This window comes from Paenibacillus wulumuqiensis (assembly GCF_000971965.1).
GTDB lineage: Bacteria > Bacillota > Bacilli > Paenibacillales > Paenibacillaceae > Saccharibacillus > Saccharibacillus wulumuqiensis.
In genome coordinates, this window is sequence record NZ_LAQP01000013.1 from 27,073 (window position 1) to 47,909 (window position 20,837).

Genomic DNA, 20,837 nt, shown 5'->3' on the forward strand with positions numbered 1-20,837 from the left:
CCGCATAGCAGCTGTTCGCTAGTTCATTATGTGTAAATGAAATGGAAATATCAAGTTTAAAAAGATATTTTTGGAAAGGTGATGAGGGTAATGAAACGGATTTTCAGACTGAGCTGCGCATTTTACTTTTTGATCGGAATAACGAGTGTCATGCTGGGAGCACTGCTGCCGGTAATCCTGCCCCACTATGGGCGTGATTATAGTGATGGAGGTACGCTGCTGTTCCTGCAATTTATCGGATTCCTGGCAGGCGTACTGGTCTCGCCATCGTTATCCTCAGGCATCGGACGCAAGAGGCTGCTGCTGGTGGCGCTCGCGGCGATTACGATTGCGTATGCGGTGATGGGAACGATGCCGGTATGGGCACTGATGGTAGTCATGACCATATTCGTCGGCTTTGGCTCGGGGATTATTGAATCATCCATCGGGGCATTTACGATCGAATTTGCCGAAGAGCAAAAGGCAGTGGCCATGACCAAGCTGGATGTCTACTTTGGTGTCGGCTCGATGCTGCTGCCGGCGCTGGCCAGTTTGTACATTTACCTGCATGTGTGGAACCTGTCCTTTTATACGGTGGCGTTATCGACCTTTGTCCTGCTGCTGTTCTGGCTAAGAATGCCGGCTGACAGCTCGGCCCATCTGCATCAGGATCAGCAGCCGGACAGCAAGGCGGTTGCTGCGGCCAAGTCGCGTTACACCGGTGCCCAGCTGCGACTGCTGTCCATCTTCGTCCTGTTCTTCTTTGTCTATATGGGCATCGAGCTGGGGATGATGAACTTCCTGCCCTCCATTCTGATTGAAAGTATCTCGATCAGCGACTCGGCTGCTTCGCTCAGCGTGACCTTCTTCTGGGGTGCGATCACGATCGGCAGATTGTTTGTCGGACGGATGGCAGAGACGATGAGTTATGTTCCTTTCCTGATCGGCAGTGCGCTCGGTTCGATGGTGCTGATCAGCGCACTAGCCTTTTTCACCAATCCGATCATGATGTACCTGTTGATCTTCGGCGTAGGGCTGTTCATATCAGGACTGTTCTCGATTGGGCTCGTATTTGCCAATACGCTGCTGCCGGGTATGGTGGAACGGACGACCAGTACACTGATTGCAGCGGGCGGTATTGGCGGTTCGGTACTGCAGTATGTGATCGGCTGGAGTATGGATCGCTGGTCATTTGGCCCGACGCTATGGATCTTCGCTCTGTTCGCACTCATTCTGCTGGTTAGTATCATTCTGGTACAGCAGCTCAAATCGGCAGATACCTCCCTGCGTACCGGTATCGAGTCCAAGTATTGATGGATGTATAGAAGATAGGCCATATGCAGACCGAACATGAGGCTATGCGCCAGGTTCGGGTCTGCAGAAGATTGATCTGCAGTATGATTCCTGCATCCCATTCTGCAAAGGAGGTGATGCCTGCTTTTCCAGCATGAGGGTATAAGGCATGTCACTGGAATGGATGGCGTCGTTGTCCTGGCGGGTCGGTCTACCGGATAGTTCAGCTATCCCAAGGCTGATTCATCAGAATAATTTTCTTTTAACAACCAGTTAACAAGTTCCTTGATCAAAGAATCGCATCGTTACCGTTGCCCCTTAACCGATTGTAATTACATTCATCCGGAGGGATTATACATGTCAACTACTACTGAAAGCCGATTTTCGATTGGAAAAGGAATCCGTTTAATTGATGACGCAGGGAATGAATACTTGGACGGCGTGTCCGGCACGTTCAACCTGTCACTGGGTTACAATCACCCCTATGTTGTTGAGAAGATTCAGGAGCAGGTGGGGAATCTGACCCATATGTCTTCTTCCTTTACCGAACCTTATGTAGAGGAAGTGCTGTCTCTGCTGCTAGAAGAAGCGCCCAATGGAATTGACGCTGGCTGGATGCGTGATATTACCGGTTCAACGGCCAATGAATGTGCGACCAAGATTGCACAAAAGTATACCGGTGACACCGATATCGTCAGCCTGTTCTATTCTCACCATGGACAGACCCAGTTTGCTACCGGGATCTCGGGGAATGCGTTCCGCCGCAAAGGATTCCCGAACTCCTCTGTGCCCAATTCGCTGCATGTGCCTGTGCCGTACTGCTACAGATGCCCGTTCCAGACTGATCCGGAACATTGTGCGATGCAGTGTGTGGAAGCATTATCGGATCAATTGGAGTTCGGTGGTTCAGGATCTACTGCCTGCATGATTATCGAGCCGATTCTCGGCAATGGCGGCAACATTATTCCACCGATGGAATATTTCCAGCAGCTGCGCAAACTGTGTGATGAGCATGAGATGATCCTGATTGCAGATGAAGTGCAGACAGGCGTCGGCCGTACGGGCGAGATGTATGCGAGCACGCTGTTCGATATCAAGCCGGATATTATTACCCTCGCCAAAGGACTCGGCGGAATTGGTGTGCCGGTGGCTGCCGTCCTGATGCAATCCCGTCTGAATGTGCTGGAAAAGCATGAGCATTCCTTTACCTCGGGCAGCAATATGATCTCGCTGACTGCTGCCAAATCGACGATGGAAGTGGTATCGGCTTCCGGATTCCTCGAAAGTGTACGTACCAAAGGAAAACTGCTCGGCAATCTGTTAAACCCGCTCGCAGAACTGTATCCGGATACGATCGGTGAAGCACGCGGCGTCGGTCTGATGTGGGGACTGGAGATTCAGGATGCCGATGGCGCACCGGATTCCCGCAAAGCCAATGCGATCATCGACATGGCCTTCAAGGAAGAAAACCTGATTCTGCGCGGTTCCCGTTATGGATTCGGCAATGTGGTCAAAGTTCGTCCGTCACTCACGGTTACAGAAGATGAGCTCGTCGAAATCGTTGGTCGTCTGGAACGTGTACTACAAAAAATGGGTTGACCCGAGGAGGTTAAATAATGTTATCACTTGTCTATCGTTCTGCCTGGGATGTTGCACTGGAAGAAAGACCGCGTCCGATGATTACCGGTGACCGTGATGTGCTCGTGCGTATTCACGCTACAGGGGTCTGCGGTACCGATCTGGGGATTATCAGCGGTAAATATCATGCCAAATCCTCTATCATTCTCGGCCACGAGTCTGCCGGTGAAGTGATCGAAGTGGGAGCGCGTGTAACTACACTGCAGCCGGGTGACCGCGTCGTCATCGATCCGACGTATTACTGCGGACAATGCTCGATGTGCCGTACAGGCCGTCAGAACCACTGCCTTCACAAAAGTACAACCGAGACCGGCGTGAGCAGTGATGGTACATTTACCGATTATTATGTAACGGAAGACCGCTTTCTGTACAAGCTGGCTGATCATGTCACCTATGAAGAAGCTACCATGACAGAGCCGCTGAGCTGCATGCTGACCGGGATTAATCAGATTAACCTGCTGCCCAATTTCCGCACAATTATTCTCGGTGCCGGTCCGATTGGCATGCTGTACAGCTATGCTCTCGCTTCCAAAGGGGTAACAGGCAGTATCGTCGATATCTCGGAAGAACGTATGCGTCTGGCAGATTCAATCGCACCGGAACGCTGGTCTACATATTCTTCCTTTGAAGGGGCCCTGGAGGCGATCTCACCGGATGATCGTCAGGTGGATCTCGTCGTGGATACGACCGGTGTGATCGGTACGCAGATTCTGTCCAATCTGGCGCATGGCGGTTACCTGATGCTGGTCGGACTGCGTGACGGTGTCAGCACATTCAATCCCAAAGAGATCGTAGACCGCAGTCTCAAAATTATCGGTTCGATCGACTCGCTCGGAACGTTTGCGACAGCCCATTATATGATTGAGAAAGGACTCGTGCCCGCCAGCAAGCTGATCACGCATACGTATCCGCTGCAATCCTACAAGGAAGCATTCCAGACGCTGGGCTGTGACCTCAATGACGGCACATTGACTTCTTCCTCCAGCGCAATTAAGGTTGTGTTACAATCCTGCTGATGCCTGGCAGATAATCGCTGGAGGCATTGGGTTAATGTAAGGAAAAAGGACATTTTACTTGTAATGGAGGAATGACGATGACAACCAATTCCAACGAATCTGCAGCGCACTCTTTATCTTCGACAGCTGAGCATGAATCGGCAGACTGGCAGCATGAACCGGTCGAGGGCTTTATTTTTGATATGGACGGGGTGCTGATTGACAGCGAACCGATTTATTTTGAAATTGAAAAAAGCACGTTTGTCCATTTTGGCGCCAGTGTGGCTGAAGAGGAACATCATACGTATGTAGGTGTGACGCTGGCATCCATGTTTGAGCAGGTTCAGCAGAAGCATCTGCTCGATTGCACGGTGGAGCAGATGCTGGAGTTCCATGTGAAGCATGTGATGGATGTGATTCGCGAGCATCCGGAACTGCAGCCGTTCAACGGGCTGACCGACTGGCTGGAATGGCTGACAGAGGCCGGTGTGCCCATGGTGGTCGCTTCATCGTCTCCGCGTGCCCTGATTGAACTGATTCTGGAAAGACTGGAAATACGCCGCTTTTTCCGCGATATGATTAGTGGGGAAGAGGTAGCACACGGCAAGCCGGCACCGGATATTTTCCTGCGGGCCGCCGAGATCCTGGGCGTGACGCCGGAACGCTGCATGGTGATCGAAGACTCCCGCAATGGGGTGCGGGCAGCCAAGTCTGCCGGCATGCGCTGTATCGGTCACCAGAATCCGGGGTCCGGCAATCAGAATCTGAGTGAGGCGGATGTGGTCATTCACAGCTATGCCGAGCTATGGGAACTGCGTCACCAGCTGTCGGTAGCTGCAGCCAAATAAGCATGTGATACAAGGTCAGTAACAATCGGCATCGTACTGCATACTAATTACAGCTACCGATATCTATCGAGGCTGCAGACTCTTATGGAATTGTCGCGCCACTCCGTACAGCACTGATTCTCCGGCTGATCCAGCAGGGGATTGGATAGGAAGCGGAGTGGTGGCACATAGGAGTGAACAGAGCAGATAGAGACTGGAAGGAGAGCTTACCGAAAAGTCGGTGATCACAAATTCCGATAATTCTGCTGGCTGAACGTCGTCATTATATGCTGACTGTATAATCTTTATATATAGAAGGAAAAATACAGAATAAAATAAAGTTTGACGCTTGCTAACTAATATGATATTCTATTTCTTGTGGCCGGGAAATTTAGATATGGAACGGTAACATTAAATTATGCGGTCGTGGCGGAATTGGCAGACGCGCACGGTTCAGGTCCGTGTGGGCTTACCCCCGTGGAGGTTCGAGTCCTCTCGACCGCATTATTTTTTTGCCTAAAAAGGTCTCATTCTTTATGGAATGAGGCCTTTTTGTTGTATCTGCATCCGATCTAAACGTTTTTACCCATATTGTTCTTATATCCGACAAGGAATCCTTGTTAATGGGACAGTACTTCTGGTGAATATATAAAGGAAGCCTATTTATTCGCGAAGGCCAGCCATTCATATGCGGCCAGCAAGCTGAGTATACAGGCTCAGAAGACATAAGCCACAACAACAGCGGGAAGAATGTTCTTTCCATTCGGTTCCCGGCCAGCAGCTTGGCGGAGCAATCAGGTACATAGCGGAGTAATGGACTTCATTCATGTGCTTCCTGTATCAGGCGCATGATCCACTACAGGTTGGAGAGGAGCAATATATCATGACAGAACGCGTATTTATCAGTCCGGGCAAGTATGTGCAGGGAAGAGATGTAATCCAAAAGGCAGGTCAGTATGTACAGGCGCTCAAAGGAGACAAGTCCCTCGTCATCGCGGATGATATCGTATGGGATATTGCAGGTAATCAGGTACTGAAGAGCCTGGATGAAGCCTCTGTAGGCTATGTCAAAGCGGTATTTAACGGGGAAGCATCCACCAACGAGATCAATCGCCTGGTAGAGATCGGCCGGGAAAATGAAGCCAAGATCGTCATCGGTGTAGGCGGCGGCAAAACGCTTGATACCGCCAAGGCAGTCAGTGATGTGCTGGGCGGCTATACCGTTATCATTCCGACTACAGCATCCACGGATGCGCCGACCAGTGCACTGTCCGTGATTTACTCCGATGAAGGCATCTTCGAGAGCTACAAATTTTACAATAAAAATCCGGATCTGATCCTGGTAGATACCAAAATTATTGCCGGAGCACCGGCACGCTTCCTGTCCTCGGGTATTGCCGATGCACTGGCTACCTGGGTAGAAGCACGGGCAGTTATCGAAGCACGCGCAACGACGATGGCAGGCGGACTGCCGACACTGGCAGCAGAAGCGATTGCCCGTAAATGTGAAGAGACACTGTTTGACTTTGGTCTGCTGGCCTATGAATCGGTTCAGCGCAAAGTAGTCACGCCTGCACTGGATGCAGTCGTCGAAGCCAACACTCTGCTGAGCGGACTGGGCTTTGAGAGCGGTGGCCTGGCAGGAGCCCATGCGATTCACAATGGATTCACCGTACTTGAGGGAGATATTCATCATATGACTCATGGGGAGAAAGTTGCTTTTGGTACGCTGACACAGCTGGCCCTGGAGAAACGGCCGATTCATGAGATCGAGCGCTATATTGCCTTTTACATCAGTCTTGATCTGCCGGTAACGCTGGAAGATCTCAAAATCGCCGATGTGTCCGATGAAGATCTGTATCGTGTGGCTCAGGCAGCGACCAAGCCGGATGAGACTGCCCATAATCTGCCGTTTGTCGTCACTGCCGATGACGTCAAGGATGCGATCATTGCAGCAGACCAGTATTCCCGCGCCTACAAAGCCAAAAAAGGACAACACTAACAGGAAATAATGGATCTGACAATACAGGCAGGCTTCTCCAGAAACCTGCCGGTGATCGTTGGCCGGCAGGTTCTTTTACCCTAACAACGGATAGAACACAGCCAGCGAATGGGGCTGTTTTATCATGACCGCCATGCTGGTATTATCCTTCAGATTCCGCTTCCCATCCGGCCTGGTTTCTGGTAGTCTGGTAACTTGGTGACTCTGTACATACCCATGACGGGACTGGAGATGGATCATTGGCAGGCTGTTCTGCCGGCTCCATGTATGCAGAATCTGGGGAGAGGCTGCCTGCAATCATTTCCATAGTAATCTTATTTAGAATTTTTACAAAAATGCATAATAAATAAGGTTCTTTTACAAAGGGAATATGTTATAAAGGTAAGGAGATAACTGAATAGCTGAGTATAAGCGGCTGCCAGGAGAAGAGAATATATCCGGCAGGCGTGTCGTGCTGTCATGCTTCAGGTCTCAATGTCGCTCAGGCCCAGATAGAGAAGCCGGTACCAAGAAGCTTCCGGAAGTACAGGTTCACGTTAAGATGCCGACTGGAACAGTAGGAATGGTATTGTAAATGTTGAACAAGGTAAGGTGTGGATAATGAGAGTATACATGAAGACAGTCATTTTAAATGGTGAAGATTTCTCGACGGTAGAAGAGCTGCATCAGACACTCAAGCAGGTACTGGATCTGCCGGATCATTATGGTGCTAATCTGGATGCCCTCTGGGATTGTCTGACAGGCAGCGTAGAGATGCCGCTTCAGATCGAATGGCTCAACTACGAACGCAGCCGCGAGCTGCTCGGTCCGTATGCCGAACAGGTACTGGATCTGATGGAAGAAGTACAGGGAGAAGGCAATGGCTTCCGGGTATGGCTTCAGCATGATGCGGTAATGATGTAAAGCGCGCTGCGCTGCACTGCACCATGCTGTGAACCGGTATCTACAGAACAGGAGCCAATATAGATAAGCTGCACACCGGTCATATGCCGGGTGCAGCTTTTTGTTATGTGTATCGACAGGGTACAAATAGGTACAGAGAAAAGGACGATCCATTTACTGCGGAATATTGCCACCAGCGATGCGGTCGCCGGAATTGCCGGAAGGATCGGTTTTCTGGTCATCCTCATTTGCATGGATAATGAGCGATGTACCGAGGATGGAATGCGGGTCACCCTTGGTCAGACTGGCCTCCTCAAGCTTCAACTCTGCCCGCGCTGTTCCATCAGCTGCAACCTCCAGATTCTGAAAATCGCCCACATGCACCCCATTGGGATTGAGATGACCATGCTCCTGACCTGTCGGATTAAAATGGGAACCGGCAGTAGCAAAGTCATTGCCGCTGATCGGAGATTGATGGACATGGAATCCGTGCTTGCCTGGAGGCAAATTGGAAACATTGATTCTGGCCAATACACCATCGTCCTGCTGGGTAAGGGTGATGGTGCCGATAGATTTGCCCTGGCTGTCCTTTACCTGTACGACCGGACTACCCACCGAAATGGTCGAGGTCGGCCCATCCCAGTAAATCGCATGTCCCATCAGTTCACTCATATGCCGGATCGGAACATACGTCGTGCCATTGTACACAAAAGATTGCGGAACTATCGTTCCATGGTTGTCAAAAGTGGCAGCGGTCTTGCGGGCTTCACCATCCATGTAGAAATTCAGTGGCTCCGTGTTAGGCGTAACCTGAAGGTCGGCAGCATAAGAGATGCCCGAGAAAAAGATGGCACCACCGAGAAACGAGAACAGCAAATGCTTTTTGCCAAGCGGCTTTTTCATTGCAGTATATCCTCCCTGGTAAATGAAATGGTAGGTCTCTATCCATGTTTACCCTGAATGGGTGCGCAGAAGCAGTTGTATTGAAAACGTTTTATATTTTGCTATATTTTCTGAATGGGATATGTATGTAAATGAATAGTAAAATAATAATTATGACATTAATGGGAAAATAAGAAGAAAGTCCGTTTTATCCATAATGAGCCGGGTAACATATACATGAGCAGCCCGGATACATAAGCGCAGGCTTCATGGCTTAGTCCACAGGCAGCTTCAATTCATGTGGAGGTGAATCAGAATGGCTGACAAGTTGGCAATGCACGAGACACTGGAAATTCATGAACTGATTACAATGAGAGCGACCTGCGGTGCCAAAGCAGCATCCATGGTCCCACTCGCCAAAGACGAGCAGCTCAAAACCCTGCTGCAAACCGACGTGACCCTGACCAAAAAAGCACTGGAAGAACTGAAAGACCTGATCGAAGTCGGTTAACCCAGAGACGATCCGCCAGCCGGAACCACATCACGAGAGTCCAAATACAAAGGAGTGCTGAAGATGTCGATAAAAGACAAGCTCGCCGAACAGGTAGGAATGCCAGCCATGACCGATGCCGCGATTGCAGCCGATCTGCTGCTCGCTGCCAAGACTTCCGTCAGAACCTATGCAGTTGCCATTACCGAAGCGGCGACCCCTAAGGTGAGAGAAGTGCTGCAAAGACAACTTAATCAGGAAATCGAATTTCATGCGATGATTGCCAAGTACATGATCGATAATGGATTATATAAATCCTATGACGTGAATGAACTGCTCAAGGATGATATCAAGAAAGCAGAGATGGTTATCAATCTGCCGAACCCATGATCCGGCAGCACGCGCTTTGATATAGAGTAAGACGGAAGAGAACTGACAGAATATATAAAAGATCGATCCAAAGCTGATAGGAGGCATTTATGCCCTGTCAGCTTTTTTGTATATTTTCCCATGAGGTTATATTTTTAAAAATTTACAAATCCAGAGATTAAAATTGAAGATTTATACAAATCCATGTGATATAACTGGTAAGTGGATAATTTGCTACCTATAATCTGTTCAGGACGTTTAAGGTAACGAACAGTCCCACCATTACGCATTACATAGGAGGATGTATTTATGAAAAAGTTTTGGTCCACGGCACTACTCGCAATGATGCTGACGGTCGTCTTCTTCACGGGTTCACAAGCAGCGCCTGTCCTGCAGGCAGAAAAGGCTTCTGCGGCCAGCTGTACGATCATCAATACCTTTACCGGTGTAGCCAACTATCTGTCCGCTAACGGAAAGCTGCCATGCAATTTCATTACCAAATCCCAGGCCAGCGCTCTCGGCTGGGTATCCTCCAAAGGCAATCTGGCTGAAGTCGCACCAGGCAAAAGCATCGGCGGCGACGTATTCAGCAACCGCGAAGGACTGCTGCCGGCAGCAAGCGGACGCACATGGCGCGAAGCCGATATCAACTATGTATCTGGCTTCCGCAATTCGGATCGCATCCTGTACTCCAATGACGGTCTGATCTACAAGACGACCGATCACTATGCCAGCTTCACCCGCATGAAATAACACAGACACATAGATAACCGGATAGAGACCTGGGCAGGTTGGGAAGACAGAATGGGGCAGTTTCCATAGTAATGGAAATATAATTGGAGAATAGGCGGTAACCGACGATGACCGCCCATCCGGCCCGAGTCCCGCCTGTCTGGAAAAGCGGTGAGAGAACAGAGCGTTCACGCCGCAGTGGAGAGTAACCATGATCATTACCTATAATCCTGCAACCGGGCGCTGCTGCCAGGATGCAGGATTATGGTGTAGTGATGTTATAATCGTATACATAATGAAGGAACACTATCGGTTAATGGAATGAGGGAGGAACAGGAAATGAAGACAGTATGGTTAAATGGAGAGGAATTCTCGACAATTCAGGAACTGCACGAGCAGCTTAAGGAAAAGTTGGAGCTGCCTGAATTTTACGGGGGTAATCTGGATGCGCTCTGGGATTGCCTGACCGGTATGATCGAGCTGCCGCTGGAGCTGCATTGGACGAACTATGGAGTCAGTCAGGAGCGACTGGGCGATCAGGCGGAGCGGGTGCGCAGTCTGCTGGAAGAAGCGGAAGAGGAAGGAATCGGGTTCCGGGTTGTGGTGCAGGATTAAATCCGGATGTAGGATAAGTTCATGCAACGAAGTGAAGTACAGCAGTTTGAGATTGCTTAATGAAATAGATAGATAGAAAAGGGATGATGAGACATACTTTTAATAAATGAAGAGATCCAATTTGAATTTCAGATTAGTGATTATCAGTATACGACGATTGAAGATTATTACGATGATTGGTTAATGGTTACTTTGAGCATACAGTCTTTAGCAGGAAAGTCAGTAAAGCTGAAATCTCCCTGTCTAATGACTTCTGAATTGATCCAAATGAAAAAATGACTCAACAATATCCGCAAAGGGCAACCCATTATTCATTATAAAAACAAAATAACCATAAGAGCTGCCAACGGTTACGTTTATTTAGATGGCTCTAATTAATGCCCATATGATTCGCGACCAGGAATTGACAGCAGGGTCTGTTTCACCGAAACTTATCCCCCAATCGCCATGTGTAAAAAGATCATATTCATGAGCGTCTGGAGTAGGTGCGGAAAGTCCATATTCCTGCATAATTTTTTCCTTTGTCTGCAGATCCGCTGAACCTGTATTGGATGATGGAGATGCCAAGATGCCATTCTCCGGAAACAAGCTGAAAAGGAGCAAAGCAAGCGTTATTGTTATTACGAATCGCTGTAAAATTATCATACGTTAGAATCTCCTTTATACTTTATAAGCACCGTACATATCGTTCGCTGTACTGATGAATATACAAGTGTATAGTATATAAAATGAATTAAAAATTTACAATCTTACCTGACACTACACTTTCTCAATTGTAGAATCAAAGATAGATTGCCTGGTATATTCGCAGATCATACAATTAAAAATTTCAGGAGCTTATGTAGTTCTGGAATCATCCACGCAAAATAAAGTGAAATAATTCACAAATAGTGAGAAATGTCACTTCGGGATACGTAAGGAATTTGTATAATCAAAAAAGAAATAGTTCATTTTTAATTTAAAAAGTGAAAGATTTCGACAAGAACAAGCTATTTCAGGGGGAATTGATATGTTTACTGAAGGTGTACAGAATATTATAGAAGCTGCTGTGAAGAAAAAAGAGAAGATGAATGAAAGTGTGCTGCGTTATTTTGCATCTGCCATGCTGGCCGGGGCTTATGTGGGGATCGGGATTATTCTGATCTTCTCGATCGGTGCGCCGCTGGCAGCTATTCATTCGCCGCTGCAGTCAATCGTTATGGGGATGTCGTTTGGTATTGCGCTGACGCTCGTTATTTTCGCAGGTTCCGAGCTGTTTACAGGCAATAATATGTTTTTCACGATGAGTACGCTGGCTCGCCGTACGACGATGGGGGATCTGGGCAAGAACTGGGTACTCGTCTTTATCGGTAACCTCGTCGGGGCGGTTGTGCTGAGTCTGCTCGTGTATGGTACAGGATTGTTCCAGCAGATCGGTGCGGACCATCTGATCTTCAAGGCGGCTGCCACCAAGATGTCGCTGCCTGTATCGATGCTGTTCTTCCGCGGTATTCTGTGTAACTGGCTCGTCTGTCTGGCCATTTGGATGGCTTCGCGTGCCAAGGATGATATCTCCAAGCTGGTATTGATCTGGTGGTGTCTGTACGCATTTATCGCCAGCGGTTATGAGCATAGTGTGGCCAACATGACACTGTTGTCGACAGCACTGCTGCTGCCAGGCCATCCGGATACAATCACTGTGGCAGGCTGGATGCATAACATGATTCCGGTAACCCTCGGCAACATCGTGGGTGGTGCGGTATTCGTGGGGATGGCGTACTGGTTCATTTCTCCGGTTCGCCGTCAGAACAAAACCAATACAGCTGCAGTAAAAGCAGAAACTTCCACGCAGAAAAACGCTGTGTAACGATCCACCGGCAGTCTGTATGCAGACTGTGGTGAGCGTGATAACGGAATAAATAAGATGATCATTCAGGCAGCGTATGGACCACACGTATATGAACGTGGGTCTGTACGCTGTTTTGTTATATTGATTTGTATAGCTGTGGATAATGATCGATCAGGCTCTATTATGCTCTGCACGCTCAAGTCTATATAATAGAATTAATCATTATACCAATTCATCCAGGCCATATTCAGTAATTGATTTTAATCGGGAGGGGCAACAAGGGAATGGAAAAGGAAAATCGGGTATCGCTGTGGATCGGCTATGCCGCTTCGGAAGAACAGTTGGAAGAGATGCTGGAATTCACCTATGAGGAAGATGGAGATTCGGAACTTCCGCTGTTTGCGCAGGCGTTTGAACTGGATCATTTTGACGATGATTTCCGGGAGGCGCTGCTGCTGGAGACGCCGGGGCAGGATTGGGCGACGGCTCTGCAGGATATATCGTACAGTGAGCTGCTGCTGCCTGAGTTTACCAGATTGCTGCCGGAGCCAGCCAGACTGGAGCGGGATAAAGTAAATGCGGCAGTGCTGCTGTACCATTTTGACTATAAAGGAACGATCCGGCAGGCGAATGTTGGCGGACAGCTGTGGACGTATATCGGTGCTGTAGATTGTGAGATGCTGTAGACAGACAGTGGACTGGATAGCATAATGGTATGTGGAGCTGTCATGTGATTCCTATCGTGATACAGCACCAATCACAGCATGTGTGCACAGGAGGAATTATGTCCAAGAAATCATTATCCAGTATTATCGTGTTGATCATCGCCGCGGTAGTGCTGCTGTTTGGAGCAGGTGACCGGTTCGGGCTGAATCTCACCGGTGAGCCAGGCAGCAGTTCAGCACCTCAGTCCGGCGAGCAGGCCGCTTCCGTTTCGACCGATTCATCCGGGAAAACTGGCTGCACGGTTATCAATACATTTGACGGTGTCGCCGATTATCTACGGCAGCATGGCGAGCTACCCTGCAATTATATAACGAAGAAAGAAGCCGAACAGCTGGGCTGGGATGCCGGCAAAGGCAATCTGGATAAAGTAGCACCGGGCAAAAGCATCGGCGGTGATGTGTTCGGCAACCGCGAAGGACGACTGCCCCGTGCATCCGGGCGAAAATGGCATGAAGCGGATATCAATTACACATCCGGGTTCCGCGGAGCTGACCGGATTCTATACTCATCCGACGGATTGATCTACAAAACGACCAATCATTACAAGTCATTTCAGCAGATGAAGTAGCCATTGGAGTGTAGACAGACAGGAAAATACGAAGGGCGCCAGTTCCACTTAGCTGAACTGGCGCCTATTTATGAGATATGCTGATGGATTAAAGCGCCTTCATTTCTTGATATGAATAGCTGGATTGATCCGCAGCAGCTCCTGAATCAGATCATTTTCCTGGACAGGGGAGATGAGAATGCTGTCGGTGCCGTACTTGATCTCCAGGCGTTCCAGAGATAGCGCCGGGCTGGAGATGAGCTTGCGTGAAGGCTGTATCGTATGAATATCCTGTACCGGGATATCCCAGCGGAACGGACCGGAGCGGATGGTCAGGCTGTTCTGAACAATTTTGTAGACCGTCCCGATCCATATCCACAGGATGAACATAACGACCAGCAGCGGGATAATGATCGTCAGCAGATGCTTGGTCCATACATTCAGGCAGGCGAGGCCGATCATAATGGTAATAAGCAGGCCGAACATAATGGCCGAGATCCGGTCTTTTTTGCTTGTATACGTATGCATCTCGTGTACTCCTCTCATTCGTCAATCTGGTCATGACCGTAGAATAGGATACTGGAAATTTGGCCGCCGATGATAGCCCTCAGCGGCCAGCAGGATGGAGACGAATATAATCGATGACCGGAGCCTGCAGCAGTCTCTTCTCATACCCGATATCATAGAAATGATTCATCTGGATCAGCTCCATCATATCAGGAGTGGTGCGCAGACTGCTTTCTTCGCTGCCCCTTTGGACCACGATGCCTTTGTCGGTGACCCCGACCACCTGGTAGGTACCTTCAATCATCTGGATACTGCTATAATAGATAAACGTTAGTGCGACCACAGCCACAAGGGCCATAACCGCTAATCGCAGCAATCTGGATTTCATGGATTCACCTCTTCAGATTAAGAGTGCAGATGTACATTTAAAATAACAGAACCGGACAACAATTTCCATCATTTCCCGGATAGGCCACTACCTCAGGAGGCGATCAGAATGCGTCAAAACATTTACGATGACCCGGAATTTTTCGAGTATTATCATCGATTGCGCAGTACAGGGATTACATATAACGACTTTGTGGAACAGCCTGCCCTGATGGGAATGCTGCCCGAACTGCAGGACAGGCAGGTATTGGATATGGGCTGCGGTTCCGGCCAGCTGGCTGCCTATATGATCGGTCAGGGCGCTGCTCATGTGACCGGAGCGGATATCTCAGCCCGGATGCTCAGTCTGGCAGCAGAGCATCCGAAGATCCGCTATATCCATGGTCCGATGGAAGAACTGGATTTTGCCGCGGAATCTTTTGACCTGATTGTCAGTTCACTGGCGTTTCATTATGTGGAAGATTATGAGGCGCTGATGGACCGGATTGCCCGCTGGCTGCATCCGGGAGGTCATCTGGTCTTTTCCACCGAGCATCCGGTCACGACAGCCAAGCTTGATATGGATGGCTGGGTCGAAGACCAGCAGGGTCAGCGGCTGCACTATGCGCTGGATAACTACTCCGAGGAAGGCATCCGTCATACCCGCTGGGTGGTAGAAGATGTGGTCAAATACCACCGTACCCTGTCCACGCTGCTGAACGGCATGATCCGGCATGGACTGCAGATTGAGCAGGTCAACGAGCCGGAACCGATCCCCGGAGCGGTGGACAAGATGCCGACGCTGGTTCATGAGTGGCGAAAGCCGTCATTTATTATTTTCCGGGCAGTGAAACCTGTATAACAGGTATAGAGTTGAATTACCCATACAGCACAGGTTTGCAGAGGGAAGCAGCAGAAGCTGCTCCCTTTTTTGGTATGAATAAAATAAAAAAACCGTTTGGATGGTGAGATAGTCTTATTTATATACAGACGGATAGAAAGAAAAGTTGGTAGCAGTAGGCTCTCAGGCATACATATTTTTCAAATTATAAATATAGCGAGAGGAGGCATCCTGTGGAAGAGAGAGAATTGGCAGCGGCGGCATGTAATGGAGATGAAGAATCATACTACAGGTTGGTATCACTGCACCGCCGCAGACTGTATGGCATTGCTTATGGATACATGCGTAGTGAAGAGGATGCTCTGGAAATGCTGCAGGAGGTGACGTACCGGGGATTGTGCAAATGTCACAAGCTGCGCGCCCCTGACGCTTTTATCCCCTGGCTTATTCGGATTCTGATTCATTGCTGTATGGATGAATTGAAACGCCGCAAGCGAAATATTACACTGACAGAGCATCATACGTCCGGACAGATTACGGAGATGAAACAAGAAGATAGAATGGATCTGGAACGCGCACTGGATCGACTCAAACCCAATTATCGCCATGTACTTGTACTGAAGTATTACGATGATATGACAGTAAAAGAGATTGCCAGGGTGCTGAAGCGATCGGAAGGTACGATCAAAACCTGGCTTCATCAGGGACTGAAACAGATTCGAGGCAAAATGCATATCGGAGGTGAACTGCCATATGGAAAAGCGGAATGATCAGAGGCTGCAAAAGTATACCGATGAAATGAAGCAACAAGCTGATCACATGGATGATGAGCGGATGGACAGGGCAATCCGCTCCGGCATTGATCAGGCCCGCCAGCAGAAAAGGACGGGGCGTAAGCGAATTGCACATTCACTGATAGGCGTTGCAGCGGCTATAACGATATTATTGGGGGCAGGCATATTCGTGACAGTCGGTCAGTATCAGGCCTCGAAGAATAAAGTGGTGCCGGAACAGTACAGTACAAATGTGCCTGACTATGTCGGCTACCTGTCCAGATTGGATGTATTCCGTCATACACTCCAGCCTGCGATTGAACATGGATTGTATCAGCCGTTGAATCAGAAAATGATTAAAGGGAATTACATTTTTCAACTAGATGGCGTAGTTGCAGACAGCCGACGAGTGATTGTGCTGTATAGGACAGAGAATACCAATAAAAATCAGCGTTTATTATTCGGTCCTAATCTTTCTCCGACTCTTATGAATACGGATCAAAATAAGGGACTTGGCACATACTCTGGCAATTTTGCAATGCCTAATTCCGCCAAAAACATTAGCCAGGGAGCGCTCGTTTTTGATTTTATGAAAGGAAATGATATTCCGGAAAAGATGGTATTGTCTCTTGAATTATCCGATGGCATTACAACAGGAGATTATGGGTACATTCGCCTTCCATTCTCAATCGACACTTCGCGCTACAAAAACATGGAACGGACACAGCCGATTCATCGCACATATGCTTTTCAGGATTATATGGTGCAGCTGAGCGAACTTCGGCAGACACCGCTTCGGATGGAACTGGAATACACCATGAAATTCCATACAGGAAGAGAACTGAATTATGCGGGAGCTGACCTGCTGATAAATGAACCTACCGGGCTGGGGCACATCCCACTATTGGAAGAAGGTGGAGATTTTTACTGGGAGGGCCAAACTGGGCATCTTATTGCCTATTACACCAGCACGTACTTTAAAAAGGATCAGTCGTTATGGATAAATTTTGCCAAAATTAAGCTTAATTCACCGAAACCATTTGCCCTGACACTGGATACACAGCAGCAGAAAATAACCAATCCGCCGGATACCTTTACCAAAGTTAAGTACATTATCAAGGATACAGAACGGAAAAAGATCCGAATCGGGTTGACATATCCTTCGATTGATCCATATGATGATCGATACTTTTTTGCAATGGATACATTTACAGATGCTTCAGGCAAAAATTATAAATTGGAGCAGAATCAATTGTACGAAGGAGACGCATATAAAGGTTATGAAATTATTATCGACGGTACGGCTGCCTATCAACAGCCGCTTACGTTCAAGATGTTTGATGATCCGAGCAGTATCATTTACCCGAAGCAGCCGTTTAAAGAGCAAATTAAATAGTAGAGAATAGCGATTGATGCACCTTTGTAAAGTGGATATAGACATGCATGGCAGACACGCATTTTTTGTGCAGCATATGATCAGAGTAAGTCGGCTGCTCGTATCCTTTTATAAACAAAGACCGCTTCCCCTACTGAATGGTACGTACCTACAGAAATATGGGTATTACTGTAGAATACAAGCTGTTCAACACACGTATGCAACCAACCGTTCCCGCACTTAGTGAAGGAGAGGGAATATGGACGAAGGACGACATGTAAGCTTGGAGCTCCCTTTTTCGAATAAACGATTCAGGATCTCCAGGTTTAACCGGAGGACGCTTCCTTATCCCTTTCCGCAGCGAATGATGCAAGAACGATAGACGCAATAATGCACGTTATAACCCAAAGAAGCAGATCATCCCCAGCAATCTAATTACGGTGAAAAGGAGAGACCATCCATGCCACAACAGCCTACCTGGGATATCGCCTTGCAAGACGGACAGCATCAGCCGCTGCGTCTGCAATTTGATACCCAGCGCGAACTGCAGAAATTCATCATGACCCTGACGGTCGAGCAGCTGCTCAACGCCATTATCTACGATCCGGATCAGCGCAGCATGGACGGCAAGACATATCTGTATCATTTCCTGTAAACTGTTCATAGAGTCACTTCAGCGCATGAACATACATCATCTCCATACTATATGAGAGAAGAGGAACCGAGCGATGGAAATGCTATTTCGTTACAACTGGCAGGTTCGGCAGGAATGGATGGACTGGTGCAGGCAACTGCCGACATCAGAGCTTACCCGTCAGCGTACAGGCGGAGTAGGCAGCATACTGAAGACGCTGATCCATATTGTTGATGTGGAACATAGCTGGCTCTGTGACCTGCAGGGCAAGCCGGATCAGAGTGAATGGTTCCAAACTGTAGATTCACTGGAACAGATCATCGACCTGTCTGATCGTTTCCAGCCGGAGATCAGCCGTTATGTGAGTGAATGGACACCGGAGATGGAACAGCAGATCCTGCAGGCTGTCCGAAAAGACGGCAGTGCGGAACAGTATACATACGGTGAAGTGATGCGGCATGTGATCGCGCATGAGATTCATCATATGGGTCAGCTGTCGGTATGGTCACGTGAATTGGGACGGGAGCCCGTCTCGGCGAATCTGATCCGGCGGGGATTAAGCTGACCGGACAGTAGACAATAGGAAAAGGCAGGGCAGCCGCTGTAAAATGATGCCCTGCCTTTTTCTGCGTATTTACCCATTTACCTATCCGGACCTGCCATAAAATTCGCAACAATATCACAACTTTATGGGATAAGAGGAGTACAAACTTATAAGGGAAGAGAATAAAAGCAGCTGGCAGCACCAGACCAAGAGGCAGAAATAGCAGGAAATACAGATTGTCGTAAGCCTTGCTTCGGTCAAGCTTCGACCTTTATAATAGATAGTGCTGCATTTATCGGCTGCATGAGCATAGGAATAATGCTACTTTGGACTCGGGAGGATTTTATCATTATGTTATTCAAATCGAAAGGCAGCAGACTCGCACTGGCTGCCAAGCTGGCTGTTGTCAGCGCGTTAACCGTATCGATCGGATCAGCTTCGTACTCCATGCCGCAGGTACAGGCGGCTGCCAGTGAGAAACCGGCTGTCATTACCATTGCCGGTCAGGAAATCAACTGGTCTACTGCACCATTTGTCATGAACGGTACGACTATGGTGCCGCTGCGCGAAGCTGCAAGTGCACTGGGAGCAAGAGCGACCTGGGATGCACCAACCCGCTCGGTCGTCATGTACAGCAATGGAGATACCATTGTACATACACCGAATACATCGGTTATCACACTGGACGGATACACCCTTCAAATGCCGGAGCCATCGCGCAATGTGAACGGAACGATGATGGTACCGGCACGTTTTCTGGCGGATGCTTTCAAAGCCAAGCTGACACTAAACTCCACACCGGAGCTGGCAACGATCAATCTGACGCCGGATCAGGCAACCGTAATGAACAGCTCGGCGAAAACCGTTGACGAATATTTACAAAAACAGGGCTACTCCGGTCTGGCACTGGTTGCCTACAAAGGAAAAGTTGTGCTGAAAAAAGGCTACGGCCTGTCCGGTGGACAGAGCACAACCGATCCCAACGGCATTTCCCGGATCGCTTCCCTGAGCAAATCCTTTACCGCATCTTCGATTATGAAGCTGGTGGAAGAAGGCAAAATCAGCCTAGACGATAAGCTGACCAAGTATATTCCGGATTTCCCGCGCGGTGATGAGATGACGATTCATATGTTGCTCTCGCACACGGCAGGTTTTAACTCCAACTTTACCCGCGGTGAAGGCGTAACACTGCAGGATACAGTGAACGAGATCAAAACCAAGCCGCTGCGCTTTGAACCGGGTACTACATTTAACTACAGCAACCAGGGATATGTACTGCTCGCCTACATCGTGGAGCAGGTATCCGGCGAGACCTACGGACAGTACATCCAGCAGACATTCCTGGACCCGCTGAATATGAAGGATACCGGCGAAGCGACACCGGAATCCAAAACCATCAAAGGGTATGTCAAAGACAAAACGACCGATGAATGGAAAGAGGCGGACTACTATGTATCCCAATCCGGTACCGGCACATTCTATTCCAGCCTGGATGATATGATGAAATGGTATCGTTCTTTTGCCAAACATACGATCCTGAGCGAGCAGACGATCGACCGGATGTTCACTCCATATTCGGAGCTCAAACCATATGGGTATGCGTTCCTGATCAAGGATGTAGCCGGCAAGCATACGATCTACCATAACGGCAGCGGTACCGGTTATGCGACCGGATTTACGTATAATCTGGATGATGATGTGATGGTCATCCTGCTGGGCAATCATTACGGTATGGATATGGCGACAATGCTAACCGATACCCAGACACTGGCGAACAAAGCGCTGGTTAAATAAATAGCACAGCTGCTCCGGTTCTTCCGGCAGCCAGGCTGTGCAGAATCCGAAGACCGTTTTCCCTGTTGGGAAGACGGTCTTTTGGCTTTTATGAGGCCAATTGCAGTCAGACAGAGGCCTGTACCGAACAGATGGAATCGGCAAAATAAGCAGTCTGTACCATATTTGACACTCCCCGAATATTGGAACATTATAATG

The 20,837-nt window shown here is 48.6% G+C and carries 24 protein-coding genes and 1 tRNA gene; 21 read left to right on the forward strand and 4 right to left on the reverse strand.

The annotated features are described in order from the left end of the window. Positions 1-90: 90 nt before the first annotated feature. The 7 genes from WH45_RS15025 to WH45_RS15055 all read left to right on the forward strand — a co-directional run bounded on the left by WH45_RS15025 (position 91) and on the right by WH45_RS15055 (position 7,637). Entirely contained in the window at positions 91-1,293 is a 1,203-nt protein-coding gene (locus WH45_RS15025; RefSeq protein ID WP_046215252.1) for an MFS transporter, read from the forward strand. Between the two features lie 336 nt (positions 1,294-1,629). Further along, positions 1,630-2,871 (forward strand): aspartate aminotransferase family protein, encoded by a 1,242-nt coding sequence (locus tag WH45_RS15030; RefSeq protein ID WP_046215253.1) that lies wholly within the window; start codon positions 1,630-1,632, stop codon positions 2,869-2,871. A 17-nt stretch (positions 2,872-2,888) separates the two neighbouring features. After that, entirely contained in the window at positions 2,889-3,926 is a 1,038-nt protein-coding gene (locus WH45_RS15035; RefSeq protein ID WP_046215254.1) for a zinc-dependent alcohol dehydrogenase, read from the forward strand. A 77-nt stretch (positions 3,927-4,003) separates the two neighbouring features. Further along, positions 4,004-4,753 (forward strand): HAD family hydrolase, encoded by a 750-nt coding sequence (locus tag WH45_RS15040; RefSeq protein WP_082096843.1) that lies wholly within the window; start codon positions 4,004-4,006, stop codon positions 4,751-4,753. A gap of 399 nt (positions 4,754-5,152) precedes the next feature. Beyond that, positions 5,153-5,236: transfer RNA gene (locus tag WH45_RS15045), tRNA-Leu, on the forward strand. Positions 5,237-5,615: 379 nt separating this feature from the next. Continuing rightward, positions 5,616-6,734: a glycerol dehydrogenase gene (locus WH45_RS15050; RefSeq protein ID WP_046215255.1), complete on the forward strand. Its 1,119-nt coding sequence runs from the start codon at positions 5,616-5,618 to the stop codon at positions 6,732-6,734. A gap of 600 nt (positions 6,735-7,334) precedes the next feature. After that, positions 7,335-7,637: a barstar family protein gene (locus WH45_RS15055; protein ID WP_235338387.1), complete on the forward strand. Its 303-nt coding sequence runs from the start codon at positions 7,335-7,337 to the stop codon at positions 7,635-7,637. A 153-nt stretch (positions 7,638-7,790) separates the two neighbouring features. On the opposite strand, the gene WH45_RS15060 is transcribed toward WH45_RS15055, so the two are convergent. Next, entirely contained in the window at positions 7,791-8,519 is a 729-nt protein-coding gene (locus tag WH45_RS15060; RefSeq protein WP_046215257.1) for a superoxide dismutase family protein, read from the reverse strand. 295 nt (positions 8,520-8,814) lie between these two features. Here WH45_RS15060 and WH45_RS15065 point away from each other — a divergent pair, with 295 nt between their 5' ends. From WH45_RS15065 to WH45_RS24280, 5 genes are all read left to right on the forward strand, one after another. Beyond that, positions 8,815-9,009 carry a spore coat protein gene (locus WH45_RS15065; protein WP_046215258.1) on the forward strand — a complete coding sequence of 65 codons (195 nt, stop codon included), beginning with the start codon at positions 8,815-8,817 and terminating at the stop codon, positions 9,007-9,009. Between the two features lie 63 nt (positions 9,010-9,072). After that, entirely contained in the window at positions 9,073-9,378 is a 306-nt protein-coding gene (locus tag WH45_RS15070; RefSeq protein WP_046215259.1) for a spore coat protein, read from the forward strand. Positions 9,379-9,666: 288 nt separating this feature from the next. Next, positions 9,667-10,110, forward strand: coding sequence for a ribonuclease (locus WH45_RS15075; protein ID WP_046215260.1), 444 nt, complete (start codon positions 9,667-9,669; stop codon positions 10,108-10,110). Between the two features lie 318 nt (positions 10,111-10,428). After that, positions 10,429-10,704, forward strand: coding sequence for a barstar family protein (locus WH45_RS15080; protein WP_046215261.1), 276 nt, complete (start codon positions 10,429-10,431; stop codon positions 10,702-10,704). A 102-nt stretch (positions 10,705-10,806) separates the two neighbouring features. Beyond that, positions 10,807-10,983 (forward strand): WapI family immunity protein, encoded by a 177-nt coding sequence (locus tag WH45_RS24280; RefSeq protein ID WP_456093681.1) that lies wholly within the window; start codon positions 10,807-10,809, stop codon positions 10,981-10,983. A gap of 81 nt (positions 10,984-11,064) precedes the next feature. Here the strand turns inward: WH45_RS24280 and WH45_RS15085 are convergent, their stop codons facing one another. After that, positions 11,065-11,349, reverse strand: coding sequence for a hypothetical protein (locus WH45_RS15085; RefSeq protein WP_046215262.1), 285 nt, complete (start codon positions 11,347-11,349; stop codon positions 11,065-11,067). A gap of 364 nt (positions 11,350-11,713) precedes the next feature. Here WH45_RS15085 and WH45_RS15090 point away from each other — a divergent pair, with 364 nt between their 5' ends. The 3 genes from WH45_RS15090 (at position 11,714) to WH45_RS15100 (ending at position 13,826) form a co-directional block, all read left to right on the forward strand. Then, entirely contained in the window at positions 11,714-12,550 is an 837-nt protein-coding gene (locus tag WH45_RS15090) for a formate/nitrite transporter family protein (RefSeq protein WP_046215263.1), read from the forward strand. Between the two features lie 266 nt (positions 12,551-12,816). After that, positions 12,817-13,218: an immunity 22 family protein gene (locus tag WH45_RS15095; protein ID WP_052723802.1), complete on the forward strand. Its 402-nt coding sequence runs from the start codon at positions 12,817-12,819 to the stop codon at positions 13,216-13,218. Between the two features lie 98 nt (positions 13,219-13,316). Beyond that, complete coding sequence (locus tag WH45_RS15100; protein ID WP_046215264.1) at positions 13,317-13,826, forward strand: ribonuclease; 510 nt, start codon at positions 13,317-13,319, stop codon at positions 13,824-13,826. 99 nt (positions 13,827-13,925) lie between these two features. On the opposite strand, the gene WH45_RS15105 is transcribed toward WH45_RS15100, so the two are convergent. Together WH45_RS15105 and WH45_RS15110 are read right to left on the reverse strand one after the other, a co-directional pair. Further along, on the reverse strand, positions 13,926-14,333 hold the full coding sequence (locus WH45_RS15105) for a PH domain-containing protein (protein ID WP_052723803.1): 408 nt from the start codon (positions 14,331-14,333) through the stop codon (positions 13,926-13,928). A gap of 79 nt (positions 14,334-14,412) precedes the next feature. Further along, on the reverse strand, positions 14,413-14,700 hold the full coding sequence (locus WH45_RS15110) for a hypothetical protein (protein ID WP_046215265.1): 288 nt from the start codon (positions 14,698-14,700) through the stop codon (positions 14,413-14,415). 108 nt (positions 14,701-14,808) lie between these two features. On the opposite strand from WH45_RS15110, the gene WH45_RS15115 reads away from it, so the two are divergent. The 6 genes from WH45_RS15115 (at position 14,809) to WH45_RS15140 (ending at position 20,639) form a co-directional block, all read left to right on the forward strand. Then, positions 14,809-15,540 (forward strand): class I SAM-dependent methyltransferase, encoded by a 732-nt coding sequence (locus WH45_RS15115; protein WP_046215266.1) that lies wholly within the window; start codon positions 14,809-14,811, stop codon positions 15,538-15,540. A gap of 212 nt (positions 15,541-15,752) precedes the next feature. After that, positions 15,753-16,289 (forward strand): sigma-70 family RNA polymerase sigma factor, encoded by a 537-nt coding sequence (locus tag WH45_RS15120; RefSeq protein WP_046215267.1) that lies wholly within the window; start codon positions 15,753-15,755, stop codon positions 16,287-16,289. A 343-nt stretch (positions 16,290-16,632) separates the two neighbouring features. Beyond that, positions 16,633-17,688 carry a hypothetical protein gene (locus WH45_RS15125; protein WP_324292938.1) on the forward strand — a complete coding sequence of 352 codons (1,056 nt, stop codon included), beginning with the start codon at positions 16,633-16,635 and terminating at the stop codon, positions 17,686-17,688. Between the two features lie 439 nt (positions 17,689-18,127). Further along, positions 18,128-18,322, forward strand: a complete 195-nt coding sequence (locus tag WH45_RS15130; RefSeq protein ID WP_046215269.1) for a hypothetical protein — start codon at positions 18,128-18,130, stop codon at positions 18,320-18,322. A 73-nt stretch (positions 18,323-18,395) separates the two neighbouring features. Then, positions 18,396-18,866 (forward strand): DinB family protein, encoded by a 471-nt coding sequence (locus WH45_RS15135; RefSeq protein WP_046215270.1) that lies wholly within the window; start codon positions 18,396-18,398, stop codon positions 18,864-18,866. A 330-nt stretch (positions 18,867-19,196) separates the two neighbouring features. Then, the gene (locus tag WH45_RS15140; protein ID WP_046215271.1) at positions 19,197-20,639 is read left to right on the forward strand and encodes a serine hydrolase; all 1,443 of its coding nucleotides are present in this window, start codon (positions 19,197-19,199) and stop codon (positions 20,637-20,639) included. The last annotated feature ends 198 nt before the right edge of the window (positions 20,640-20,837 follow it).